The organism is Pseudomonas sp. MMS21 TM103 (assembly GCF_022132145.1).
Classification (GTDB): Bacteria; Pseudomonadota; Gammaproteobacteria; order Pseudomonadales; family Pseudomonadaceae; genus Aquipseudomonas.
On sequence record NZ_JAJISP010000005.1, the window covers coordinates 1 to 22,316 of the forward strand.

Consider the following 22,316-nt stretch of genomic DNA (forward strand, 5'->3'; position numbering starts at 1 on the left):
CCCGGTGGCCGCGTTGTAGCCGGTCACCGTCAAGGTACCGTTCGTACCGGCAAAGGTGCTGCCGGCCAGGCTGCCGATGGCTACGGTCACGCCATTGATGGTCACGCTCTGGATATCGTCCAGGCCGTCGGCGTCGCTCAGGGTCAAGGTGCCGCTGGCAAACTCGCCGTTGCCGGCGGCATTGGAGCCGCTGGCCAAGCCGGCTTCGAACACCTGATCGTTACCCCCTTTGTTGCCCGGATCGACGCTGATGCCGGGGATGTCGTTGCTGCCGGTGATGGTGATGCTCAGGGTCGCGGTATCGGTATCGCCGTCGGCGTCCTGCATGGTGTAGGTGAAGGTCTCGGTCAGGGTTTCACCGCTGTCCAGCGCCTGCACCGCCGGATTGGCGTTGTTCAGGGTGTAGCTGTAGGTGCCGTTGCCGGTGTCGCTGAAGGTGCCGTAGCTGGCCGCGGTGCTGCTCCAGGACACGAAGCTGTTCGGGGTGTCCGCGCCCGGCTGGCCGTTGGCATGCAGGTCGTTGTCCAGCACGCTGCCGGTGATCGGCGCTACGGAGTCCTCACTGAGGCTGTTGCCGTCGTCCACCGCGTTCGGCGCATCGTCGAAGATATCGATGACGAGAGTTGTAGGCGCCGAGGACAGCGTGCCGTCCGAGGCGCTCAGCGTGAATACACCGGCTCCGATATCGGCGCTGTGGCTGAAGGAACTGGTCAGCTCAAAGCTGTAGCTGACCACCCCAGTGGCACTGTCGTAGCCGGTGATGGTGAGCGTGCCATGCTCACCGACGAAACTTGCGCCCACCAGACTAACGATGGGCACCGTCATGCCGTTAATGGTGAGGCTCTGCAGAACGCTTGTCCCATCGGGATGCGCCAACGTGAAGGTGCCGCTGACGAACTCCCCGTCCGAATCCGCATTCGACCCCGTCGCCAAGGCGGACTCGAACACCGTCTGACGTTCACCCAAAATGATCTGAGGAGTACTCGGCGCTATATCCGCCGCCTCGATATCCGGATCGGGAAACTGCGGAATGAAACCCAGGCCCTCGGTAGGGAAGCCAATGACCGGGTCGAGCGCACCCGCAGTTTCGTCCAGCAAGACGAAGGAATGCCCGCCGCCGGCATTACCAGCGGCACCGGCACCAGGCCCCGCGGCCGTGGCAGCCAAGCTGGCGGTCGGATCCTCACCCGCCTCGATGGCAGCCTGCAACTGCTCGACCTCAGCAAGGTCCTGGGCGCTGGGTGCGCTTTCCACGCCTTGGGCCGCGGCAGCCGAACCGTCGCCACGAGCGCCCGCCAGCAGTTGCGTGTCGAGCATCAGGTTGCTGTCGCGGCCGAGGGTCAACTCCCCTCCTCCGACCAAGGCGATGGCAACTGCACCGCTCGCACCGGTAACCAACTGCTCACCGGCAAACACCCGATCACCTTCTGCCAGAGTTCGACGCTCTCCATTGCCAGCTACCGCAAAAACCTCGCCGATAACCTGACTGACGACACCAATCAAAGTAGCCATGATTTCTTCCTCACCGCAGCTGCCGACCAGCGTCGACATGCCTGAAAAGAGTCAAGACACCACTGCGACTTTGGGGCGCTGCTCAAGAGGCGACTGAGTGAAGTGAAATGGCAGGAGCAATCAAAAAAACCATGCACGACAAAATAATGTCGCGTTCTCCACCGCAGTACTACGCCTATTCAGAAACCCGCCCTACGCGTTGTAAGTCGTGCTTGACCGCCTATTCCGTTTGCCATGCAACAGACTGTTAACCAATTAATACATGGCTCATACAAGAAACAATGTGCTGCTTTTCCCTGGCTGCATAAGATTTTTTCTTCATAAACCTTGTGACAAATTTTTCTTAGCCTCTGCATAAAGATGTTCTTAGCTCTACTGTTACAAGAGTGGAACAGTTGCACCGGGGCTTTTGCCAGAAAATTGGCGACAAAAATAGAATACCTATCAAGGAGATTCATCACATGCGCGCTTTAAATCCGCTGTGGAGCAGTATGTTACTGGCCCTGGCCTGCACTCAGACTCAAGCAATGACCCTCTCGGAAGCGATTCAAAGCACCCTGGACAATCACCCGGAAATCCATGCGGGGATCAACAACCGTCTTTCGTCGGATGAAGAAGTGAAGATGGCCAAAGGTGGCTACCTGCCGACAGTCGATCTGCTGGTCGGCTACGGTCGGGAACACACCGATAGCCCGAGCACCCGCGCACAGGGTGGCCATAACACCGAAACACTCAACGCGCGCAACGCCGAACTGCGTCTACGGCAGATGCTGTTCGATGGTTTCAATACCCCCAATGAAGTCGCGCGAACCGAAGCGGTAGTGAATTCGCGGGCCTACCGGTTACTTGGCACGACAGAAAGCCTGGCGCTGCGCACCGTGGAGGTTTATCTGGATATCCTGAAACGCCGTGAACTGGTCGACCTAGCAAAAAACAATCTGCTTGCCCACCATCGCATCACCGATCAAATCGACCTGCGCAGTCGTCAAGGCGTCGGCAGCACAGCCGATTTCGACCAATCCAACGCACGCTTGGCCCTGGCGGAAAACAACCTCTACACCGAGCAGGTCAATCTAGCGGATGCCAAGGCGAACTTCATCAGCATTACCGGGCTCATGCCAGACGAACTGGTAGCCCCGGTCTCGGTCCGCAGCGCCTTACCAGTAGACTTGAACGCTGCCCGGCAGGCAGTTATGCAAAACAACCCCTACCTGAAATCAGCGCAAGCCGACGTGCAGGCCGCAGAGCAGCAATATGAGGTTGCCAAGTCCCCATTCTACCCACGCTTCGATGTCGAACTGGCGACCAACGCCGATGACAACATCCAGGGCGATGAAGGCCACTACAACAGTTGGCGCGCCGCAGTGGTGATGAACTACAACCTGTTCAACGGCATGCGCGACAAGGCACGCCTGCAATCCTCCGCCCACCAGATCAACGAATCGATGGACATTCGCAACAACGCGCTGCGCGTGCTCAACGAAAATCTGGCGCTAGCCTGGAACGCCATGGACAACGCTCGCCTGCAAACACCGAAAGCGCGCGACTATGCTGACTACAACACACGGGTTCGCGAGGCATATCAGCAGCAATTCAGCTTGAGCCAGCGCACCCTGCTCGACGTGCTGGACAGTGAGAACGAACTCTTCACCGCCAACCGTCGCTACGCCGAAGTGCGCTACACCGAAGAGTTCGCCATGTACCGCGTGCTTGCTGCCATGGGCGATTTGTTGCGCCACCAGCAAGTGATTGTGCCGACCGAGGCAGTAGCCCTTTCCGATGTAAAGACCGAGGCACGCCTACCGGCAATGAAGTAATACCGGTCAAGGAGCAGTAACCGTGACGACAATGGAAAGGACTGGACCCGCCAGCGATCCACGCTTGAGTCATGACGACCCATTGCTCGATGGCCTGCTGATCCTCTGCAAGCTCCACGGTTGTAGTGCCAGCCGTGGCAGCCTGAGCGCTGGATTGCCGATGTCCAAGCAACGCCTGAGCGCCGACCTGCTACCTCGCGCAGCAGCACGGGCCGGCTTGCAAGGTCGCTTGCTAAGCCGCGAACTGAATGCCATTTCCGCTCTGAACCTGCCAGTACTGTTATTGCTCAAGAACGGCCGCAGCGCAGTCCTGCGCAAGTGGCTGGCCAACGATCAGGCGCTAATTCTGCCGTGCGAAGCAGACGGTGGTGAACAGCGCGTTACGCGCGAGCAACTGGCCGAGGGTTACAGTGGGCAGGCGTTCTTCGCCCGGCCACGACATGAGCTGGAAGACGCTCGTTCACCACTGCTGCCACGCATCGATGCCTGGTTCCGCGACACCCTCAAGCTGTCCCGCGGGCTGTATACCGATGCCATGCTGGCCAGCCTGCTGGTCAACGTGCTTGGCCTGATGGTGCCTCTGTTCGTCATGCAGACCTACGACCGCGTGGTGCCCAACCAAGCCACCTCCACTCTCTGGGTGCTGGCCATCGGCCTGTTCATCGGCACCTCCTTTGAACTGCTGCTGCGGGTGCTGCGCGCCAATCTGCTGGACAGCGCCGGCAAGAAGACCGATGTGGTGCTTTCGGCCACCCTGTTCCAACGCATCACCGGCATGTCCATGAAGGCGCGCCCGGCCTCTATCGGCGGCTTCGCGCAGAACATCCATGACTTCCAAGGCCTGCGCGAGTTCCTTACCGCAGTGACCCTGACCAGCCTGATCGACCTGCCCTTCGCCCTGTTGATGATTATGGTGATCGGATTGTTTGGCGGTGCGTTGGTCGCCATTCCGCTGCTGGCCTTTCCACTCACGGCAATCTTCGCCCTGATCATTCAGAGCCGCCTGCGCGACACCGTGCAACGCAGCCTGGCATTAGGTGCGGAGCGCCAGGCACTGTTGATCGAAACCCTCGGCGGCCTGGAAACCCTCAAGGCCTGCGGCGCAGAAAGCGAACGCCAACACCAATGGGAAACCACCCATGGCGCCCTGACCCGGCTGGATGCACACGCCCGCTTCCTCTCATCCCTGGCCACCAACGGCACCTTGTTTCTCCAGCAGTGCGCAGGCATGGCCATCATCATCGCCGGGGTCTACGCGATCATCGCTGGCGACATGAGTGTCGGTGCGCTGATCGCCTGCTACATGCTCAATAGCCGGGTGCTGGCCCCGCTCGGCCAGGTTGCCGGACTCATCACCCGCTACCAGCAGGCGCGCCTGACCATGAAAAGTACCGACGCCCTGATGGGACTGCCACAAGAACGCCAGAGCCAGCAGCGACCGCTGGAACGTACCTTGCTGAAGGGGGCCCTCGATGTGCGTCAGGTCAGCTTCAGCTACCCCGGACAGAGCAGTCCGGCACTGGCCAAGGTCAGCCTGCGCCTGAACGCTGGCGAGCGCGTCGGCATCATCGGCCGCAGCGGCTCGGGCAAGAGCACCCTGGCGCGCCTGCTGATGGGCTTCTACACGCCGGACGAAGGGCAAATCCTGCTCGACGGCCTGGACCTGCGCCAGCTCGACGTAGCCGACCTGCGCCACCAGATCGGCTACGTTGCTCACGACCTGCCATTATTGGCTGGCAGCCTGCGCGACAACCTGACTCTCGGCGCACGCTATGTCAGCGACGCGCGCATGCTCGAAGTGGCCGAAATGACCGGTGTCAGTGAACTGGCTCGGCAACACCCGCAAGGCTTCGATCGCCCGGTCGGCGAACGTGGCCAACAACTTTCTGGTGGCCAGCGCCAAGCCGTGCTGCTGGCCCGCGCTCTGCTGCTTGATCCGCAAATCCTGGTGTTCGACGAGCCGACCAGCGCGATGGACAATACCAGCGAGGAAATTCTGCGCAGCCGCCTGCATACCTGGGTCCAAGGTAAAACCATGCTGCTGATTACCCACCGCAGCTCGATGCTCAGCCTGGTCGATCGCCTGGTGGTGCTGGACAACGGCCACATCGTCGCCGATGGCCCGAAAGAGGTGGTGATCGAAGCCTTGCGCAAGGGCCGCGTCGGCCCGACAGCGGTATAGGAAGGTACCTATGCAACCGCATCAAGCCATCCTCGCCTACTTCGCCAGCCTGGGCCGGCGCAAGCAGGACACAGAGTTCATGCCGGAGGTCGAGGGCGCGATTCTCGAGGATTCGCCCTGGATGTCGCGAATCACCATTTGGGTGGTCTGTGCTTGCCTGATCGCGGCCTTGCTCTGGGCCCATTTTGCCGTGCTCGAAGAAGTCACCACCGGCGAGGGCAAAGCGATTCCCTCGAGCAAAATCCAGGTCATCCAGAACCTCGAGGGCGGCATCGTCAGTGAGATATTCGTGCGCGAAGGCCAGCTGGTAAACAAGGACGATGTATTGCTGCGCCTCGACGACACCCGCTTTCTCTCGAACAAGGGCGAAACTGAAGCCGACCGCCTGGCGCTGATTGCCCGCATCGAACGACTGACCGCCGAAGCCGAAGGCCGGGCCATCGCCATGCCCGAAGAAATCACCCGCACGGCAGCGCAACTGGCCGAGGACGAACTGGCACTCTATGACTCGCGACAACAGCGCCTGCACAGCGAACAACGCACCCTCGGCGAACAGCTGCTGCAAAAAAGCCAGGAGCTCGCGGAATTCCGCTCCAAGGCTCGGCAATACCGCTCCAGCCTGGGCCTGATCCAGCAAGAGCTGAACATGTCGCAACCCCTGGTAGCCGCCGGGGCAATTTCCCAGGTGGAAATACTCCGCCTGCGTCGAAGCGCAGTCGAAGTGCGTGGTTCACTGGATGCCACGACCCTGGCCATCCCCAGAGCGGAAGCGGCGGTCAACGAGATCAAGAGCAAGATCGAGGAATCCGAGCTGGGCTTTCGCTCAGACGCCTTCAATGAGCTTAATGATGCCCGCACCGAACTTAAGAAAATCACCGCCACCAGTTCGGCCATTCAGGACCGGGTCAGCCGTACCACCGTGGTGTCTCCGGTCAACGGCATCATCAAACAGCTGAAGATCAACACCATTGGCGGCGTCGTCCAGCCGGGCAGCGACATGTTGGAAATAGTACCGTTGGAGGACAATCTGCTGATAGAGGCCAAGGTGCGCCCGCAGGATGTGGCCTTTCTCCATCCAGGGCAGAAGGCCATGGTCAAGTTCAGCGCCTACGACTACACCATCTATGGCGGACTCAAGGCCAACCTGGAACTGATCAGCGCCGACACCATCACCGATGAAGAAGGCAAGAGTTTCTACCTGATCCAGCTACGTACCGATAAAAGCCACTTGGGCAGCGATGAGCACCCATTACTGATCATTCCCGGCATGATCGCCACCGTAGACATCATTACCGGCGAGAAAAGCGTGCTGGACTACCTGCTCAAACCCGTGCTCAAGGCCCGCGCTGAAGCATTGCGCGAGCGCTGAAGCGGGGGCATTTCGTAAGCAGCCAGCGCTTGCACACCGCAGCCGGGCCTGGACTTCGGAGGGAGCGGACGTTTCTGCAAATCGATGCCGTGGCCGCAGCCCCCTTCACGGATGGATCTGCTCCTACCTGGCTGCAATCCCCTCGTAGAGCCCATGTCCCCATTCAAGCGGGGAAGGCTCTCAAGTCATGCCCAGCTCCCCAGGTGCATCCGCGTAACCCTGCCCGCGCCCTCAACCACGCTGATGATTGCGCCGAAACGTCTCAGCACCCATCGCCTCGATCTGCCCTTCGATCAAGGCCTCGAACGGCTTGAGCAACGCATCGAATTGCGCCGGCGCCTCCAGGATATCCAGCGCACTGACAACCGCCTCGACAGTCGACAAAGCCCCCGGCATCGGCGCCTTGCGCAACCGATAGCGCGACTCCAGCCCATCCATCAGGGTCACCCGTGGCAACGCCGCCAGCAGCGGATTGCAATGCAGCAGTTTGCGCGCCTTGCGCCAGGTGCCATCGGGCACTATCAACAGCGCCGGCAACCCGTCCAGCTGCGTCGCGAACTGCGGCAAAGGCTGAGCCTGCTCCCCGGGAAACAGCAAACACGCCCGATAACCGGTCTGCGCCAACAGCGCCGGCAAGTCCTCGAACACCTCGCCAACGCGCAGCTCGGCATTGCTCAGGCCCAGCGCCGCCAAGCGTGCGGTATTCAACGCATGCCTGACTTCGCTCGGGTGCTGCAGAATCAGCACCCGTGTGCGGCTCGACAACCGGGGAATCAGCGCACATAAACAGTGGTCTAGCGGGCGACTACAGCGCGGGCAGTGGGGGCGTGACATCGGCATCTCCTTGGCCGAACAGTTTGCCACAGGCCTGACTACAAGCCACTTGCCCGCGCCTATCGAAAGGTGGTTTTCGCCATGCCCGCGTGCTGGATGATGTCGTCATCAGTGCCAAGCGATCCCCTGACGCGATGCTACCGACGTATGGGATTGCACCTACTCCGGGGCCCACGTCCTGCGGCTAGCCTGGATACGATCGGAGGCAGGGTGCAGGCGCAGGATTTCCCCGGTTTTCATTGGGTTCAAAAAATACCGCTCACCCGGGCTAAATGAACAGCAAGGCCTGACTGCCGGTCCTTGCAGATGAGCAGGCCAGCTCACTCCCCACCCCGCAAGACTGTTTAACAGCCTTGCTTGCGCCTTGTTGATGCGGCACTGCAGATAGCGGTCGTTGGAATTCACCGCGAGCTAGCAGTCCGCTATCAGCGATTGAAGCGCTCGGCCAGGCTGTGCAGGTACTCGGCCATCTGCTCCAACTCCTTGCCGACTGTCGCGCCTTGGTGCGCCTGCCCGGCACTCTGGTCTGACAGCTGGGCAATCCGGGTGATCTGCCGGCTGATGTCTTCCGCGACGTGGCTTTGCTCCTCGGAGGCGGTGGCCATCTGCTGACTCATGCTGGTGATATGGCTGACCGACGCACTGATGCCATCCAGCGCCGAACGTACCGCTTCGACGCTCTGCACACTCTCGCGTGAGATCTCCTCGCCCCTTCCGGCGGTAACCACCGCCCGCTCGGCACCAGCTCGCAGGGAGGCGATGATCTGGTGAATCTGTTCGGTCGACTCGCGCGTACGCGCGGCCAGTGCCCGCACCTCGTCGGCTACCACGGCGAATCCACGACCCTGTTCACCCGCACGCGCCGCTTCGATGGCAGCATTGAGAGCGAGCAGGTTGGTCTGTTCGGCAATCGAGGTGATCACATCGGCTACGCTGCCAATCGACTGGGTCGAACTGGCCAGGTCATTCACCGCCTGGCCAATATCGACCACCGATTTGGCCATATGCTGCATGGAGAGCAGGCTGTCTGCGGCCAGTTGCAGGCCTTGCTTGGCCAACCCATCGGCTTCTTCGGCGGCATGGGAGGTATTCTGTACATTGTGCGTGACCTCCTGAATGGTCGCGGCCATCTGGTTGATCGCGGTGGCCGACTGGTCGGCCTCGCTGCGCTGCTGATCGAGCATCTCGGCACCGGAACGGGACAGCTGCGCCGATTGCGCCGCATGTTTCTTGACGTTGATACCGGCATCTTCCAGGCGGGTAAGCGCCGTCTGCAGGCGCGCCTCTTCGCTGATCATCGCCATATCCAGCAGGGCCTGGGCACCGCGATTATCGCTATAGGTCAAGGCCACCAAACTGCTGGTAAAGGCTTTGGGGTGATCGGCCAAGGTCTGTCGAATCGACTGGCGACTGCTGGACAGTTGATAAACACCCAAGGCAAACAGGGTTGCCGCGATGAAGGCTAGCAACCAGGGGCCTTCGACCAGCGAATGTGCCCCCAGAATCGCCAAGCCGGCGAGAATCAGTGGCCAGGAGCGGACCAGGCCGTGGGTCCAGTATTCGAGAGCAGGTGTCGCCGCCTTGCCAGCCCTGAGCCTTGCATAGAGCGCCTCAGCCCGGCGCTTCTGCGCCTCGCTGGGCAAGGTGCGAACCGACTCGTAGCCGGACATCTGACCGCCTTCATAGATCGGCGTGACATAGGCACTGACCCAGTAGAAATCACCGTTTTTTGCACGATTCTTGACGATACCCATCCAGGGCTTGCCCTGCTTGATGGTTTCCCACATATGGGCAAATACCGTTGGCGGCATATCGGGATGGCGCACCTGGTTGTGCGGCTTGCCGATCAGCTCTTCCCGGGTGAAACCGCTGATGGTGACGAAAGCATCGTTGCAGTAGGTGACGTTACTATTGAGGTCGGTGGTTGAAATCAGCCGTTCGTGGGCTGCAAAGGTTCTTTCCCGCTGTGTCACTGGAAGATTCTGGCGCATCGTATGCAGTCCCTGTCGTTGATAAATCCTGTCCGTCGACGCTCATAACGTTTATTTCTAGCACAGCGAAAGCACTATGCCACCTCGGCATTAAGTTAATTTGACTGAAGTGACAGGAAGCGTGTCAGCGAGCGCTGAGCTGGGCCTTCAACAAGTCCCTGAAGGTCTGAATCAGCGGCTCGCGCGAACGGCCACGGCGCAGAATCAGGGAAAACGGCGCCTGATAGCCAAAGGTCGCCGGCAGTAGTACGCGCAGCCCCCCTTGCTCAACCCAGGGATGGGCATAGTGTTCCGGCAGATAGCCGATATAGGCGCCGGACAGCACCAGGATCAGCTGCGCTTCCATCGACTCCACCGTCGCCGCGCTGTGCTTGAAACCGTGCCGCGCCAGTTCGGCCTGACTCCAGTAACCACGGCCGACCATGCGCTGCTGGGCGATCACCTCCTCGGGGATGCGCCGCTCGCCAAACAGTGAGTGGCGCTCGCTGCAGTACAGCCAGTGCTGCTCACGGTACAGCGGCTGGTAGACCAGGCCATTCATCCGAGTGGAAAAGGCGCCAATGGCCAGGTCCAGGCGATTATCCAGTACTGCCAGTTGCAGCTCGTAAGGGCTCATCACCGACAGGTGCAGGTGTACGGCCGGGTGCTCCTGGCTATAGGCACCGATCACCTCGGCTAACGGCAGGGCCGGGTCGCTGACGGTTGAATCCAGCACACCGAGGTTCAGGGTGCCGCGCAGTTCGCCCTTGAGGGCGGCGGAGTAGCGCTCGAATCCTTCCAGCTCGCCGAGCAGGCGCAGGGTTTCCTGGTAGAACAGCTCACCTTTGCTGGTCAGGCTGAAGCCGCCGCGACCGCGATGACACAGGCTCAGGCCGAGCTGGCCTTCCAGCTGGCTCATGTAGGTGCTGATCGCCGAAGTCGACAGGTTCAGTTCCTGCTGCGCCGCGGCGAAACCTTGCTGGCGCACCACGCAGACGAAAATGCGCAGCAGCTTCAGATCAGGCAAGGCGTGGTTCATGGTTTTCTCGTCAGGTCTTACAGAGATCAATGCGCCGCGCACAGCACAAAGGTCGCCAGTGTAGGACGGGGCCATTAGTTTAGAAATATCTGAACTAAGTTTTTGTCTTCAGCGATTTTTCCTTCCACCCTCCTGTCCAACAATCCGCCCCGACGACTATTACAACCATAACAACCGTGAGGCCTTCCCATGGACAAGATTCTGCACCAGCCCCTGGGCGGCAATGAGATGCCCCGTTTCGGCGGCATAGCCACCATGATGCGCCTGCCGCACATCCAGACGTCCGCCGAGCAGCACGACCTCGATGTCGGCTTTATCGGCGTACCACTCGACATCGGCACCTCGCTGCGCTCCGGTACCCGCTTCGGCCCGCGTGAGATTCGCGCCCAGTCGGTGATGATTCGCCCTTACAACATGGCCACCGGCGCCGCGCCCTTCGATTCACTGAACGTGGCCGACATCGGCGACGTCCCGATCAATACCTTCAACATGCTGGAAGCGGTACGCATCATCGAGGAGTTCTACGACAACGTCCTCGAGCACGGCATCATCCCGCTGACCCTCGGCGGCGATCACACCATCACCCTGCCGATCCTGCGCGCACTGAAGAAGAAGCATGGCAAGATCGGCCTGGTCCATATCGATGCCCATGCCGATGTGAATGACCACATGTTCGGTGAGAAAATTGCCCACGGCACCACCTTCCGCCGCGCTGTCGAGGAAGACCTGCTAGATTGCGACCGCGTGGTGCAGATCGGCCTGCGCGCCCAGGGCTATACCGCCGAAGACTTCAACTGGAGCCGCAAGCAGGGCTTCCGCGTGGTCCAGGCCGAGGAATGCTGGCACAAGTCGCTGGCCCCCTTGATGGCAGAAGTGCGCGCCAAGGTCGATGGTGGCCCGGTGTATTTGAGCTTCGATATTGACGGCATCGACCCGGCCTGGGCGCCCGGCACCGGCACCCCGGAAATCGGCGGCCTGACCACTATCCAGGCGATCGAGATCATTCGCGGCTGCCAGGGCCTGGAGCTGATCGGTGGCGACCTGGTCGAGGTCTCCCCGCCCTACGACACCACCGGCAACACCTCGTTGCTCGGCGCCAACCTTCTCTATGAAATGCTCTGCGTGTTGCCGGGTGTCCAGCACCGCTGAACAGGCCTTTCATATTCAACGGGTACCGCGTGCGGTACCCGTGCACAACAACAATAAATTGGGTGCCAAGATGAACCACGAACAAGCCATGCCCCTGCTGGACGACCAACCGCCGGCAGACAGCTCATACAATCTGCGCCAGCTGCTAATCTTCCTGATCCCCTCGCTGCTCGGCGTCCTGTTGTTTCTTACCCCGGTTGTCTACGACGGCAAGGTCACCATCGGCCTCGGCGTCATGGCTGACGCCCTCAAAGCCTCGCTGAGCGCCTGGTTGCCGGCTATCGCCACCGGACTGCTGCTGTTCTCCGCCGCCCTCGGCCTGCTCGGTTCGGCTCTCAAGCCGCGCTGGCTCACCCAGCGCCACGCCCTCAACGAACTGTTCAACCTGCACCCGCTGTGGCTTGGCCTGCGTGTGCTCGGTGCAGTTTTCGCGGCCATGACTTTCTGGCAGTTCGGCCCGGAATGGGTCTGGAATGCCAACACCGGCGGTGTGGTATTGAAGGATCTGGCGCCAGTGCTGATCACCTTCTTCCTGGTCGCGGGCCTGATCCTGCCGCTGCTAACCGACTTCGGCCTGATGGAATTCTGCGGCACCCTGGTGCGCAACGTGTTCCGCAAGGTCTTTGGTTTGCCGGGCCGCTCGGCCATCGACGCCATCGCCTCTTGGCTCGGCTCGGGCACCGTCGGCGTACTGATCACCGCCCAGCAATATCAGAAGGGCTTCTACAGTGCGCGGGAAGCGGCGGTGATCGCCACCAACTTCTCCGTCGCCTCAATCGCCTTCAGCCTGCTGATCACCAGCTTCATGAAGCTCGACCACCTGTTCGTGCCTTTCTACCTGACAGTAGTGGTAGCCGGCCTCGCCGCCGCCATCATCACCCCACGCATCCCGCCGTTGTCGTGGAAAAAGGACGAGTACGTCGCCGGCGTCGGCAAGCAGATCAAGGAAGACGTCCCCACTGGCAGTTCACTGCTGCGCTGGGGCGTGCTGCAGGCGGTCAAACGCGCCAACACCAACCCGTCGCCAGCGCAGATGGTCAAGGTCGGCGTGCACAACGTGGTGGATATCTGGCTCGGCCTGCTGCCGCTGGTAATGGCCATCGGCACCGTGTCCCTGGCGATTGCCGAATACACCCAGGTGTTCAACTGGCTGTCCTACCCCCTGGTGCCACTGCTGGAACTGCTGCAACTGCCGGAAGCCGCCAAGGCCGCACCGGCCATGCTGGTGGGCTTTGCCGATATGTTCCTGCCGGCGGTGCTGGGCAAGGGCATCGAGAGCGAACTGACCCGCTTTGTGGTGGCCTGCGTATCGCTGACCCAGCTGATCTACATGTCGGAAGTCGGCGTGCTGATCATCAAGGCCAAGCTGCCGCTGAACCTACTCGAGCTGTTCGCCATCTTTATCATCCGCACCCTGATCACCCTGCCGATCATCGCGTTGATGGCGCACTGGATCGTCGGCTAGGCAAAGAGCGAGCGAACCAGCGGCCCGGATAAGCGCATTTGCATCCCCGATCTGGGCCGCTGGAAGAACACCGCCAACCATATACAAGGGGCCGAAATGATCACCAACACTGCAGCAACCCTGACGCCAGGCGCAGCCCCACAGCCAGAGTGCGCCGACCGTAACGATGTGCTGCAAGCTGCGGCCGCCTTGGTCACGGCCTTCGCCGACAACGACAGCGCGGCGTATTTCGCAGCGTTCAGCGAGGACGCCAGCTTTGTCTTCCACAGTTGTCCCACGGTACTGGCCAACCTCGACGCCTATCGCCAACTCTGGGCCAGCTGGCAGACCGAGGGCTTTGTCGTGCTCGCCTGCAGCTCTAGCAAGCCGCTGCTGACCCTACACGGAGACACTGCGATCTTCGTCCATGAAGTCAGTACCCACTTGCGCCTTGCAGGCAAAGAACTGCATAGCCGCGAGCGTGAAAGCATTGTCTTCCGCCGACAGCCTGGCAGCCGCCACTGGCTGGCCTGCCACGAACACCTGTCCCTGCTACCCGGCGACTAAAGCCGGCATAGCCTTAGCTGCAGACTGCCACGCACCACACCTAGTGAATCAATAGCCACAACAATCAGGGGAGTCACCCGCGTGCTCAAGAACCTAGCCCACTACTTTGGTCAGGATGGCCTTGCGCCTACCCCCAGCGAACATCGCAGCCTCGGCCTGAGCGGCACCACCGCCCTGTGGCTGGGTGCCAACGTGGTCGTCACCACTATCCTTACCGGCATGCTGCTGGTACCCGACCTGCCATTCCTGCAGGCCATGCTGATCGTCCTGGTCGGCTCCGGCATCGGTATCCTGCCGCTGGTGCTGGTCGGTCTGATGGGCCAACGCAGCGGCCTCACCACCATGGTTCTGGCACGGGGCAGCTACGGCCCGCTGGGCGCCAAACTGCCGTCGCTGGTCAACCTGCTGACCCTGCTGGCCTGGAGCTGGATCCAGGCGCTGCTGGCCGGCATGAGCCTGAACTATGCGGTCGAGCACATGACCGGCTACTCCAACCTGCCGCTGTTCACCATCCTCTGCGAGACCCTGGTACTGCTGATCGCCCTGCGCGGTCACCTGGGCATCGAGCGGGTCGAGCGCTGGGCGGCCATCGGCATGCTCATTCTGGCCGGCGCAGTGTTCTATGTGATGGGACAGAAGTTCGAATTCAGCGGCCTGCTGAGCCTGTCGACCGAGCCGCGCAACGGGATCACCCCCGGCATCGCCTTCGATATCGTCATCGCCACGGCGTTTTCATGGATTCCCCTGGCCGCCGACTACAACCGCAACTGCCGTAGCCAGGGCGTGGCAGCTATCGGCACCTGGGTCGGCTATGTCGCCGCCACCCTGCTGGCCATGGGCCTGGGTGCCACGGTATCGGGCTTCAGCGTGCTCACTGGCATGGAGCAGACCTATGACCCGGCAGTGCTGCTGGCCGGCTTCGGTTTCGGTCTGCCGGCGGCCATAGTCGTCTTCCTCTCGGTGATGACCACCAACGTGATGTGCGTGTACAGCGCCTCACTGTCGTACCTGAATATCAGCCCGAAGACCAAGTTCTGGAAGCCAGCCCTGTGCATCGGCGTGCTGTCGATCCTCGGCTCGCAGATCCCCGGCATTCTCGACAACTTCCAGAATTTTCTGCTGATCATTGGCAGCGTGTTTATCCCGGCCTTCGCCGTACTGATCGCCGATTTCTACCTGATCCATCGCGGCCACTACAACGTAGGCGACCTGCTCAGCGAGGACGGCGGACGCTACCGATATTTGGCCGGCATCAACCCGGCCGCGTTTGCCGCCTATGGCCTGGGCGCGCTGCTGGCCTACTACTGGGGCTGGGTGGCGCCGCTGTCATTTGGTGCCTCGCTGCCGGTATTCCTGATCACCGCCGCCAGCTACACCGTATTGCGCCGCTGGGTGCTGGTGCCCAAGGCACAGTTGGCGTAGGTTTGGTTAATTGCAGCGGGACCTATTTAGCGGGTTTCGCTGCGCACGCTGCCCCCTACAAATATCCGTCAAGGCAAGGTGCGCCCTGCGCGCCAGAACACGCTCAACGTTGCAGACCAGCCCCAGGAAGCCACCATGAAAATAGTCAGCCGCGACCAGTGGTTTGAGGTGGAGCATCGCCATGACGGCATCTGCCTGATCCACGAGCCCTATATCCGGCCCTTCTACCGCTGCAACCTCTGGCATATACAAGGCCGTGACCGTGATGCCTTGATCGACTCCGGCTCCGGCCTGGTCAGCCTGCGCGAGCAATTACCCTGGCTCACCGAGCGGCCGTTGCTGGCGGTGGCCAGCCATTGTCACTTCGACCATATCGCCGGGCACCATGAGTTCCCTGAGCGTCTGGTGCATCCCGCCGAAGCGGACATACTGGCGGCGCCAACCGGGGCCAATACCCTGGCCAGCGACTTCGTCGGCGACGAGATGTTCGAGGCGCATCCGGATTGTCCGCTGTGCTATGCCGAGTACCGGGTCAAGGCCGCGCCGGCAACCCGATTGATCGAGGAAGGTGATGTGCTGGATTTGGGCGATCGGGTATTGCAGGTGCTGCATACCCCCGGTCATTCACCAGGTGGTATCAGCCTGTGGGAGGCGGCAACGCAGACGTTGTTTACCGGCGATATTCTCTATGACGGCCCCTTGATTGAAGATGCTTATCACTCGAACCTGCAGGATTACGCCCAAAGTCTGGCCCGCTTGCGCCAACTACCGGTACGCAACGTACATGGCGGGCACTTCCCGAGTTTTTCCGGTGAACGCATGCACGAACTGATTGGGCAATGGTTCAACGATCACCCGCAACTGACCTAACCTGCATAAGGCGCACCTTAAGCAGTGGTTGCCAATGCTCGCCCCTGGTGGGCTAATGCCCACCCTACCTTGAACTATTAACGACGGCGGCGAGGCGCTTGTGGGCGGCGCTGATCGTCGTCGCGCACAGGCACAGGCTGCAGTTTCGGCCGATCAAGCAAACCCAAGGCAACCAACAGGTCGTGTAAGGCGTTATGCAACTTGGCCATCATGGAATTACCTCCTGCCAAGGACTTCGATAAGGCACCCGAATGCACCTTATCTCGACATAGATTAACCCTAGCGCAACCGCCGAGGCTTGATGCAAATCAAACCGCCCTGAGCATGACCGGCTGTCGGCCCGGGCAAAAACTGCGTCAGAGGCCTGGCGCTTTGCCAGCTGCCCTATTCGATCTGCTCGGCTTTGCGCCGGTAGGGGAACACGTCGATCACCTTGCCTGCGCGAATCGCATCCTGCAGGCTTTTCCAGTAATCGGCGTCATACAGTTCGCCGTGCAGCTGGCTGAACAAGCGGCGTAGCTTCATATCGGCGAACAGAAACGGCGGGAACTCCTCGGGAAACACGTCCAGCGGCGCCACCGAATACCAGGGTTCGGAGGCCATCTCATCCTCCGGGTAGCGCGGTGGCGGGATATGCCGAAAATTGGCTTCGGTGAGGAAGCAAATTTCGTCGTAGTCGTAGAACACCACTCGGCCATGACGGGTCACGCCGAAGTTCTTCAGCAGCATATCGCCGGGGAAGATGTTGGCGGCGGCCAACTGCTTGATCGCCAGGCCATAATCATCGAGCGCTTCGCGCACCTGGGCTTCGCTGGCATTTTCGACATACATGTTCAGCGGCGTCATGCGCCGCTCGGTCCAGCAGTGGCGGATCAGCACGGTATCGCCGTCGACCTCGACAGTCGATGGCGCCACCTCCAGCAGTTCGGCCAGACAATCCGCCTCGAACTTGGCCTTGGGGAAGCGAAAATCGGCGAATTCCTGGGTATCGGCCATCCTGCCGACCCGGTCGACCCGCTTCACCAGGCGGTACTTCTCAATCACCGTATTGCGGTCGACGTTCTTCGACGGGGCGAAACGGTCCTTGATGATCTTGAACACGGTATTGAAGCCGGTCAGGGTGAACACGCTCATGACCATGCCACGCACGCCGGGAGCCATGATGAACTTGTCGTCGGTGCTCGCCAGGTGATTGATCAACGCGCGATAGAACTCCGACTTGCCATGCTTGTAGAAGCCGATCGAGGTGTACAACTCGGCAATATGCTTGCCCGGCAAGATGCGCTTGAGAAACCCGACGAACTCAGCCGGATAGTCGACCCGTACCATGAAATAGGAACGGGTGAAGGAGAAGATGATCGACACCTCGGCCTCATCGGTGATCAGCGTATCGATCTGGATACCCTGGCCCTCGCGGTGCAACAGCGGGATCACCAACGGCCACTGTTCGTCACGGGTATTGATGCGCCCGACCAGGTAGGCACCCTTGTTGCGGTACAGGCGCGAGGAGAACAGCTCGATACGCAGCTCGGGATCCTTGCACACCCAGTCTGGCAAGTTCTCGTGCACCTGCTTGATCAGCCGCGCAAGATCCCGCTCGACGTTATCGTAAGCCACCTCGAAACGGTAATCCTCGACGATCTGCCGCAGCGCCTGCTCGATATTGCCCTGGGGTCGGTAGATCCGGGTCAGCGGCGTCGGAACATTGGCGCGCAGGGCCGGGCGCGTGGTGTGAATGAACATGCAGCCATCGTTGATCTGGTCATGGCTGAACAGCCCGCAGAAGATCGAATTGAACCAGGTCTCCGCCAGTTCGTCGTCGCAACGCACGTCGATCAGGCTGATATAGGCCGACTTGACCAGCGGCCACTGCGCCACATCCAGCAGCACCTCAGCCGGGTAGGCCTTGTGCAGGCGCTGACTGACTTCGCTGACGAAATCTTCGTAAAGGGCGATACGCGCGGCCGCAGCCTGCTGGATTTCCTGCCACTGCGCCTGCTCGAAACGCTCCCGCCCCCCGTTGGTAATCTGCCGGAACTGCTCACGATAATCGTCAAAACCGTCGAGGATAAGCGTGGCGATAGCGCTGGCGGGCCATTGCTGCGACATGGGCAGACCTCTAGGGAAAATATAAACCGACTGGATGAACTGCCGAGCTTAGCCAGTGACCGCCCCGAGGAAAAGCCGGAAACGGCAAAACGGCTGTATCGCGGCTAAATATTGCTGACTGGCGAATTTAAAAGCTGCTTTCGCATTGCCTTGCCTGGCATGCCCGGCAACACTGCCCGCCCCTACCCGACTTGGAGTTCGTTGTGCGCCTCGCCGACCTGCTGCGCCTGTTATTGCTCGCCGCCATCTGGGGCGCCAGCTTTCTATTCATGCGGATCGTGGCACCCGTACTCGGCAGCATGCCGACCGCATTCTTCCGCGCCAGCCTGGGCACCCTCGGCCTACTGGCGATTTTGCTGATCATGCGTGTGCAGTGGGACTTTCGCGGCAAGCTCAAGCACTGCCTGGTGCTCGGGGTGATCAATGCAGGTCTGCCGTCGGCCATGTATTGCCTGGCGGCGCTGGTGCTGCCGGCCGGCTACTCGGCGATTTTCAACGCCACCACGCCGATGATGGGTGTGCTAATCGGCATGCTGTTCTTTGCCGAGGCACTGACGCTGAGCAAAGCCGCTGGAGTGGCGCTTGGTCTGTTTGGCGTCGCCGTACTGACCCGGACTGGCCCGGTCGAGGTCGATCAGCAACTGCTGCTCGGCGCTGCGGCCTGCCTGATCGCCACTACCTGCTACGGCTTTGCCGGCTTTCTCACCCGGCGCTGGATCGGTCAACAGGGCGGCCTGGACAATCGCCTCACCGCATTCAGCAGCCTCTGCGGCGCCAGCCTGTTCCTCCTGCCCCTGTTCGCGGGCAGCTTGATCGTACAACCGCCAGCGAGTTGGGGCGGCCTGCAGGAATGGCTGTCCCTGGCCGGGCTTGGCTTTATCTGCACGGCCTTCGCTTACGTGCTGTATTTTCGCCTGCTGACTGATATCGGCCCGATCAAGGCATCGACCACCACCTTTCTGATCCCGCCGTTCGGTGTGTTATGGGGCGCCCTGCTGCTCGACGAACCACTGTCCTGGGCCTATCTGTATGGCGGCATATTGATCGCCATCGCCCTGTGGCTGGTGGTACGCCCGAGCACGGCCATGAAAACGCCCGGCATTCCAGTCGAGAAACCCGCCAGGCTTGAGCGTCACCCATAAGAAACATGCGTTATCGACTGCCAGATGACGCATTTCGCTCGCCCTGCGGGGCCCCTTAGCGCGAGAGAAAGCCTGCCACGCTATCTGCCGCAGCCTGCATGTGTTGTTCATGACTGAAGCCTGAGCGCTTAAGCGGCTTGAGGTCGTGATCGCCACTTGCCAGCCAGTGCAGCGTTATCGCCTTGGATAATTGATAACCGGCGACCGTCTGCCGGTCGCCGAGGGCGTCGCGCTCGCCCTGGACGATCAGGGTCGGTGTGTGCAGTTCGGCCAGGTGCGCGACGCGGGGCTTGTCCGCTTTGCCAACGGCATAGAACGGATAACCCAGGCAGACCAGTGCATCGGCACCCAGTTCGTCGGCCAGCAGGCTGGCCATGCGCCCGCCCATGGACTTGCCGCCGATGGCCAGTGGCCCTGCGACTTGTTGGCGCACCTGGGCATACAGCGCACGCCACTTTTCCAGCAGTTTGACCTGGGGGTTGGGTGGGCGTTTCTTGCCATCCAGACGGCGTGCGGCCATGTAGTCGAACTCGAAGCGCAGCACTGCAATCCCGCGCGCGGCCAGCAGTTGCGCGATTTGCGTCATGAATTCGCTGTCCATTGGCGCCCCCGCGCCGTGGGCGAGGATCAGGGTGGCTTGCGCTGCCGCGGCAGGCCGATTCCACAGCCACTCATCATGCCTCGCCGGCTGCGCACATTGACCCCCGTCAATACCGGCACTTTGCCCTTTGCTCATGCTTGCCTCGCTTTAGAAGTCCTTCGGCCCGCGTCAGAGCTCATGCTCACGCGAGGCCGACTGTTTTGAATGATCTGCCCATAACCGTGGATGGAAACCCAGACATGAACACTACAATCAGTTCCGCCTACAACTACAAGGTGGTGCGCCAGTTCGCCATCATGACGGTGGTGTGGGGCATAGTCGGGATGGCGGTCGGCGTACTGATCGCCTCGCAACTGGCCTGGCCCGCACTTAACTTCGACCTGCCGTGGACCAGCTTCGGTCGCCTGCGCCCGTTGCACACCAACGCGGTGATCTTCGCCTTCGGCGGTTGCGCACTGTTTGCCACCAGCTACTACGCGGTGCAACGCACCTCCCAGGCTACCCTGTTCGCGCCCAAGCTGGCGGCCTTCACCTTCTGGGGTTGGCAGGCGGTGATCGTGCTGGCGGCCGTCAGTCTGCCGCTTGGCTACACCAGCTCCAAGGAGTACGCGGAACTGGAATGGCCGATCGACATCCTGATCACGGTGGTCTGGGTCAGCTACGCCATTGTGTTCTTCGGCACGATCATGAAGCGCAAGGTCAGCCACATCTATGTGGGCAACTGGTTCTTCGGCGGTTTCATCCTCACCGTGGCCATCCTGCACCTGGTCAACAACATGGCCATTCCGGTGACTTTTACCAAGTCCTACTCGGCCTACGCCGGGGCGACCGACGCGATGATCCAGTGGTGGTACGGGCATAACGCGGTGGGCTTTTTCCTGACGGCCGGCTTCCTCGGCATGATGTATTACTTCGTGCCCAAGCAGGCAGAGCGTCCGGTGTACTCCTATCGCCTGTCCATCGTGCACTTCTGGGCGCTGATCGCCGTATACATCTGGGCCGGCCCGCATCACCTGCACTACACCGCACTGCCGGACTGGGCGCAGAGCCTGGGCATGGTGATGTCGCTGATCCTGCTGGCTCCCAGCTGGGGCGGCATGATCAACGGCATGATGACCCTGTCGGGCGCCTGGCATAAGTTGCGCACCGATCCGATCCTGCGCTTTCTGGTGGTGTCGCTGGCCTTCTACGGCATGTCGACCTTCGAAGGCCCGATGATGGCGATCAAGACCGTCAACGCGCTCTCGCACTACACCGACTGGACCATCGGTCACGTCCATGCCGGCGCCCTAGGTTGGGTCGCCATGGTCTCGATCGGTTCGCTCTATCACCTGATCCCCAAGGTCTTCGGACGCGATGAGATGCACAGCATCGGCCTGATCAACGTGCATTTCTGGCTGGCCACCATCGGCACCGTGCTCTATATCGCCTCAATGTGGGTCAACGGCATCGCCCAGGGCCTGATGTGGCGTGCAGTCAACGAAGACGGCACTCTCACCTACTCCTTCGTCGAAGCCCTGGAAGCCAGCCACCCGGGCTTTGTGGTGCGGCTGATCGGCGGCGCAATCTTCTTCAGCGGCATGCTGGTGATGGCCTGGAACGTCTGGCAGACCGTGCGCCATACCCAGGCAGCCGAGCTGGAAGCTGCTGCACAGTATTCGGTTGAAGGAGCCCACTGATGAGACACGAAATACTCGAGAAGAATATCGGCCTGATGGCACTGATGATGGTGCTCGCCGTGAGCATCGGCGGCCTGACCCAGATCGTCCCGCTGTTCTTCCAGGACGTCACCAATGAGCCGGTGGCCGGCCTCAAGCCTTATACCGCGCTGCAACTGGAAGGTCGCGACATCTATATCCGCGAAGGCTGCGTCGGCTGCCACTCGCAGATGATCCGGCCGTTCCGCGCCGAAACCGAGCGCTACGGCCATTACTCGGTCGCCGGTGAAAGCGTCTACGACCATCCGTTCCTCTGGGGCTCCAAGCGTACCGGCCCGGATCTGGCCCGGGTCGGCGGCCGCTACTCGGACGAGTGGCACCGCGCCCACCTGTACAACCCGCGCAACGTGGTACCGGAGTCGAAGATGCCGTCCTACCCGTGGCTGGTGGAAAGCACCCTGGACGGCCAGGACACCGCGGCCAAGTTCAAGGCGCTGCGCACGGTCGGCGTGCCCTACAGCGAGGAGGACATCGCCGGCGCCGCGGCAGCGGTCGAGGGCAAAAGCGAGATGGATGCCTTGGTCGCCTACCTGCAAGTACTCGGCACTGCCATCAAGAGCAAGAGGTAGGC

17 protein-coding genes and 2 pseudogenes are annotated in these 22,316 nt (G+C 61.1%); 11 read left to right on the plus strand and 8 right to left on the minus strand.

Annotated features, from left to right (window positions below; genetic code table 11):
• A partial coding sequence (locus LJY18_RS15510; RefSeq protein WP_238042704.1) for a retention module-containing protein occupies positions 1-1,512 on the minus strand: 1,512 nt, incomplete at its 3' end.
• Positions 1,513-1,973: 461 nt separating this feature from the next.
• On the opposite strand from LJY18_RS15510, the gene LJY18_RS15515 reads away from it, so the two are divergent.
• The 3 genes from LJY18_RS15515 to LJY18_RS15525 are packed head-to-tail and all read left to right on the plus strand — an operon-like array spanning position 1,974 to position 6,880.
• Complete coding sequence (locus tag LJY18_RS15515) at positions 1,974-3,329, plus strand: TolC family outer membrane protein (RefSeq protein WP_238042705.1); 1,356 nt, start codon at positions 1,974-1,976, stop codon at positions 3,327-3,329.
• A 31-nt stretch (positions 3,330-3,360) separates the two neighbouring features.
• Positions 3,361-5,511 (plus strand): type I secretion system permease/ATPase, encoded by a 2,151-nt coding sequence (locus LJY18_RS15520; RefSeq protein ID WP_238043044.1) that lies wholly within the window; start codon positions 3,361-3,363, stop codon positions 5,509-5,511.
• 10 nt (positions 5,512-5,521) lie between these two features.
• Positions 5,522-6,880 carry an HlyD family type I secretion periplasmic adaptor subunit gene (locus LJY18_RS15525; protein WP_238042706.1) on the plus strand — a complete coding sequence of 453 codons (1,359 nt, stop codon included), beginning with the start codon at positions 5,522-5,524 and terminating at the stop codon, positions 6,878-6,880.
• A gap of 231 nt (positions 6,881-7,111) precedes the next feature.
• Here LJY18_RS15525 and LJY18_RS15530 read toward each other — a convergent pair whose 3' ends face one another.
• The 4 genes and pseudogenes from LJY18_RS15530 to LJY18_RS15540 all read right to left on the minus strand — a co-directional run bounded on the left by LJY18_RS15530 (position 7,112) and on the right by LJY18_RS15540 (position 10,723).
• Positions 7,112-7,714, minus strand: coding sequence for a tRNA-uridine aminocarboxypropyltransferase (locus tag LJY18_RS15530; RefSeq protein ID WP_238042707.1), 603 nt, complete (start codon positions 7,712-7,714; stop codon positions 7,112-7,114).
• A 425-nt stretch (positions 7,715-8,139) separates the two neighbouring features.
• A pseudogene (locus LJY18_RS22735) lies at positions 8,140-9,120 on the minus strand (methyl-accepting chemotaxis protein); the annotation flags it as partial.
• 309 nt (positions 9,121-9,429) lie between these two features.
• A pseudogene (locus LJY18_RS22740) lies at positions 9,430-9,705 on the minus strand (PAS domain-containing protein); the annotation flags it as partial.
• 124 nt (positions 9,706-9,829) lie between these two features.
• The gene (locus tag LJY18_RS15540) at positions 9,830-10,723 is read right to left on the minus strand and encodes a LysR family transcriptional regulator (RefSeq protein WP_238042709.1); all 894 of its coding nucleotides are present in this window, start codon (positions 10,721-10,723) and stop codon (positions 9,830-9,832) included.
• A 189-nt stretch (positions 10,724-10,912) separates the two neighbouring features.
• Here LJY18_RS15540 and speB point away from each other — a divergent pair, with 189 nt between their 5' ends.
• From speB to LJY18_RS15565, 5 genes are all read left to right on the plus strand, one after another.
• Positions 10,913-11,872: an agmatinase gene (gene speB, locus LJY18_RS15545; protein WP_238042710.1), complete on the plus strand. Its 960-nt coding sequence runs from the start codon at positions 10,913-10,915 to the stop codon at positions 11,870-11,872.
• A 70-nt stretch (positions 11,873-11,942) separates the two neighbouring features.
• Entirely contained in the window at positions 11,943-13,337 is a 1,395-nt protein-coding gene (locus LJY18_RS15550; RefSeq protein WP_238042711.1) for a YjiH family protein, read from the plus strand.
• A gap of 96 nt (positions 13,338-13,433) precedes the next feature.
• A complete protein-coding gene (locus LJY18_RS15555) occupies positions 13,434-13,883 on the plus strand; it encodes a YybH family protein (RefSeq protein ID WP_238042712.1) in 450 nt (149 codons plus the stop codon).
• A gap of 81 nt (positions 13,884-13,964) precedes the next feature.
• Entirely contained in the window at positions 13,965-15,305 is a 1,341-nt protein-coding gene (locus LJY18_RS15560) for a purine-cytosine permease family protein (protein ID WP_238042713.1), read from the plus strand.
• 135 nt (positions 15,306-15,440) lie between these two features.
• Complete coding sequence (locus LJY18_RS15565) at positions 15,441-16,175, plus strand: MBL fold metallo-hydrolase (RefSeq protein ID WP_238042714.1); 735 nt, start codon at positions 15,441-15,443, stop codon at positions 16,173-16,175.
• A 77-nt stretch (positions 16,176-16,252) separates the two neighbouring features.
• Here LJY18_RS15565 and LJY18_RS22575 read toward each other — a convergent pair whose 3' ends face one another.
• Positions 16,253-16,387: a PA1414 family protein gene (locus tag LJY18_RS22575; protein ID WP_300657094.1), complete on the minus strand. Its 135-nt coding sequence runs from the start codon at positions 16,385-16,387 to the stop codon at positions 16,253-16,255.
• A 172-nt stretch (positions 16,388-16,559) separates the two neighbouring features.
• Complete coding sequence (gene aceK / locus LJY18_RS15570; protein WP_238042715.1) at positions 16,560-18,284, minus strand: bifunctional isocitrate dehydrogenase kinase/phosphatase; 1,725 nt, start codon at positions 18,282-18,284, stop codon at positions 16,560-16,562.
• 203 nt (positions 18,285-18,487) lie between these two features.
• Here aceK and LJY18_RS15575 point away from each other — a divergent pair, with 203 nt between their 5' ends.
• Positions 18,488-19,426, plus strand: coding sequence for a DMT family transporter (locus tag LJY18_RS15575; RefSeq protein WP_238042716.1), 939 nt, complete (start codon positions 18,488-18,490; stop codon positions 19,424-19,426).
• Between the two features lie 55 nt (positions 19,427-19,481).
• On the opposite strand, the gene LJY18_RS15580 is transcribed toward LJY18_RS15575, so the two are convergent.
• A complete protein-coding gene (locus LJY18_RS15580; RefSeq protein WP_238042717.1) occupies positions 19,482-20,162 on the minus strand; it encodes an alpha/beta family hydrolase in 681 nt (226 codons plus the stop codon).
• Positions 20,163-20,266: 104 nt separating this feature from the next.
• On the opposite strand from LJY18_RS15580, the gene ccoN reads away from it, so the two are divergent.
• Together ccoN and ccoO are read left to right on the plus strand one after the other, a co-directional pair.
• Positions 20,267-21,706, plus strand: coding sequence for a cytochrome-c oxidase, cbb3-type subunit I (ccoN, locus tag LJY18_RS15585; protein WP_238042718.1), 1,440 nt, complete (start codon positions 20,267-20,269; stop codon positions 21,704-21,706).
• Positions 21,706-22,314 carry a cytochrome-c oxidase, cbb3-type subunit II gene (gene ccoO, locus LJY18_RS15590; RefSeq protein WP_238042719.1) on the plus strand — a complete coding sequence of 203 codons (609 nt, stop codon included), beginning with the start codon at positions 21,706-21,708 and terminating at the stop codon, positions 22,312-22,314. The genes ccoN and ccoO overlap by 1 nt, the downstream gene beginning before the upstream one ends.
• The last annotated feature ends 2 nt before the right edge of the window (positions 22,315-22,316 follow it).

Bases quoted from the DNA above. Each gene is read 5' to 3' on its own strand.
- LJY18_RS15515 (WP_238042705.1), top strand. From the start codon at position 1,974: ATGCGCGCTTTAAATCCGCTGTGGAGCAGTATGTTACTGGCCCTGGCC.
- LJY18_RS15520 (WP_238043044.1), top strand. From the start codon at position 3,361: ATGGAAAGGACTGGACCCGCCAGCGATCCACGCTTGAGTCATGACGAC.
- LJY18_RS15525 (WP_238042706.1), top strand. From the start codon at position 5,522: ATGCAACCGCATCAAGCCATCCTCGCCTACTTCGCCAGCCTGGGCCGG.
- LJY18_RS15530 (WP_238042707.1), bottom strand. From the start codon at position 7,714: ATGTCACGCCCCCACTGCCCGCGCTGTAGTCGCCCGCTAGACCACTGT.
- LJY18_RS15540 (WP_238042709.1), bottom strand. From the start codon at position 10,723: ATGAACCACGCCTTGCCTGATCTGAAGCTGCTGCGCATTTTCGTCTGC.
- speB (WP_238042710.1), top strand. From the start codon at position 10,913: ATGGACAAGATTCTGCACCAGCCCCTGGGCGGCAATGAGATGCCCCGT.
- LJY18_RS15550 (WP_238042711.1), top strand. From the start codon at position 11,943: ATGAACCACGAACAAGCCATGCCCCTGCTGGACGACCAACCGCCGGCA.
- LJY18_RS15555 (WP_238042712.1), top strand. From the start codon at position 13,434: ATGATCACCAACACTGCAGCAACCCTGACGCCAGGCGCAGCCCCACAG.
- LJY18_RS15565 (WP_238042714.1), top strand. From the start codon at position 15,441: ATGAAAATAGTCAGCCGCGACCAGTGGTTTGAGGTGGAGCATCGCCAT.
- LJY18_RS22575 (WP_300657094.1), bottom strand. From the start codon at position 16,387: ATGATGGCCAAGTTGCATAACGCCTTACACGACCTGTTGGTTGCCTTG.
- aceK (WP_238042715.1), bottom strand. From the start codon at position 18,284: ATGTCGCAGCAATGGCCCGCCAGCGCTATCGCCACGCTTATCCTCGAC.
- LJY18_RS15580 (WP_238042717.1), bottom strand. From the start codon at position 20,162: ATGAGCAAAGGGCAAAGTGCCGGTATTGACGGGGGTCAATGTGCGCAG.
- ccoN (WP_238042718.1), top strand. From the start codon at position 20,267: ATGAACACTACAATCAGTTCCGCCTACAACTACAAGGTGGTGCGCCAG.
- ccoO (WP_238042719.1), top strand. From the start codon at position 21,706: ATGAGACACGAAATACTCGAGAAGAATATCGGCCTGATGGCACTGATG.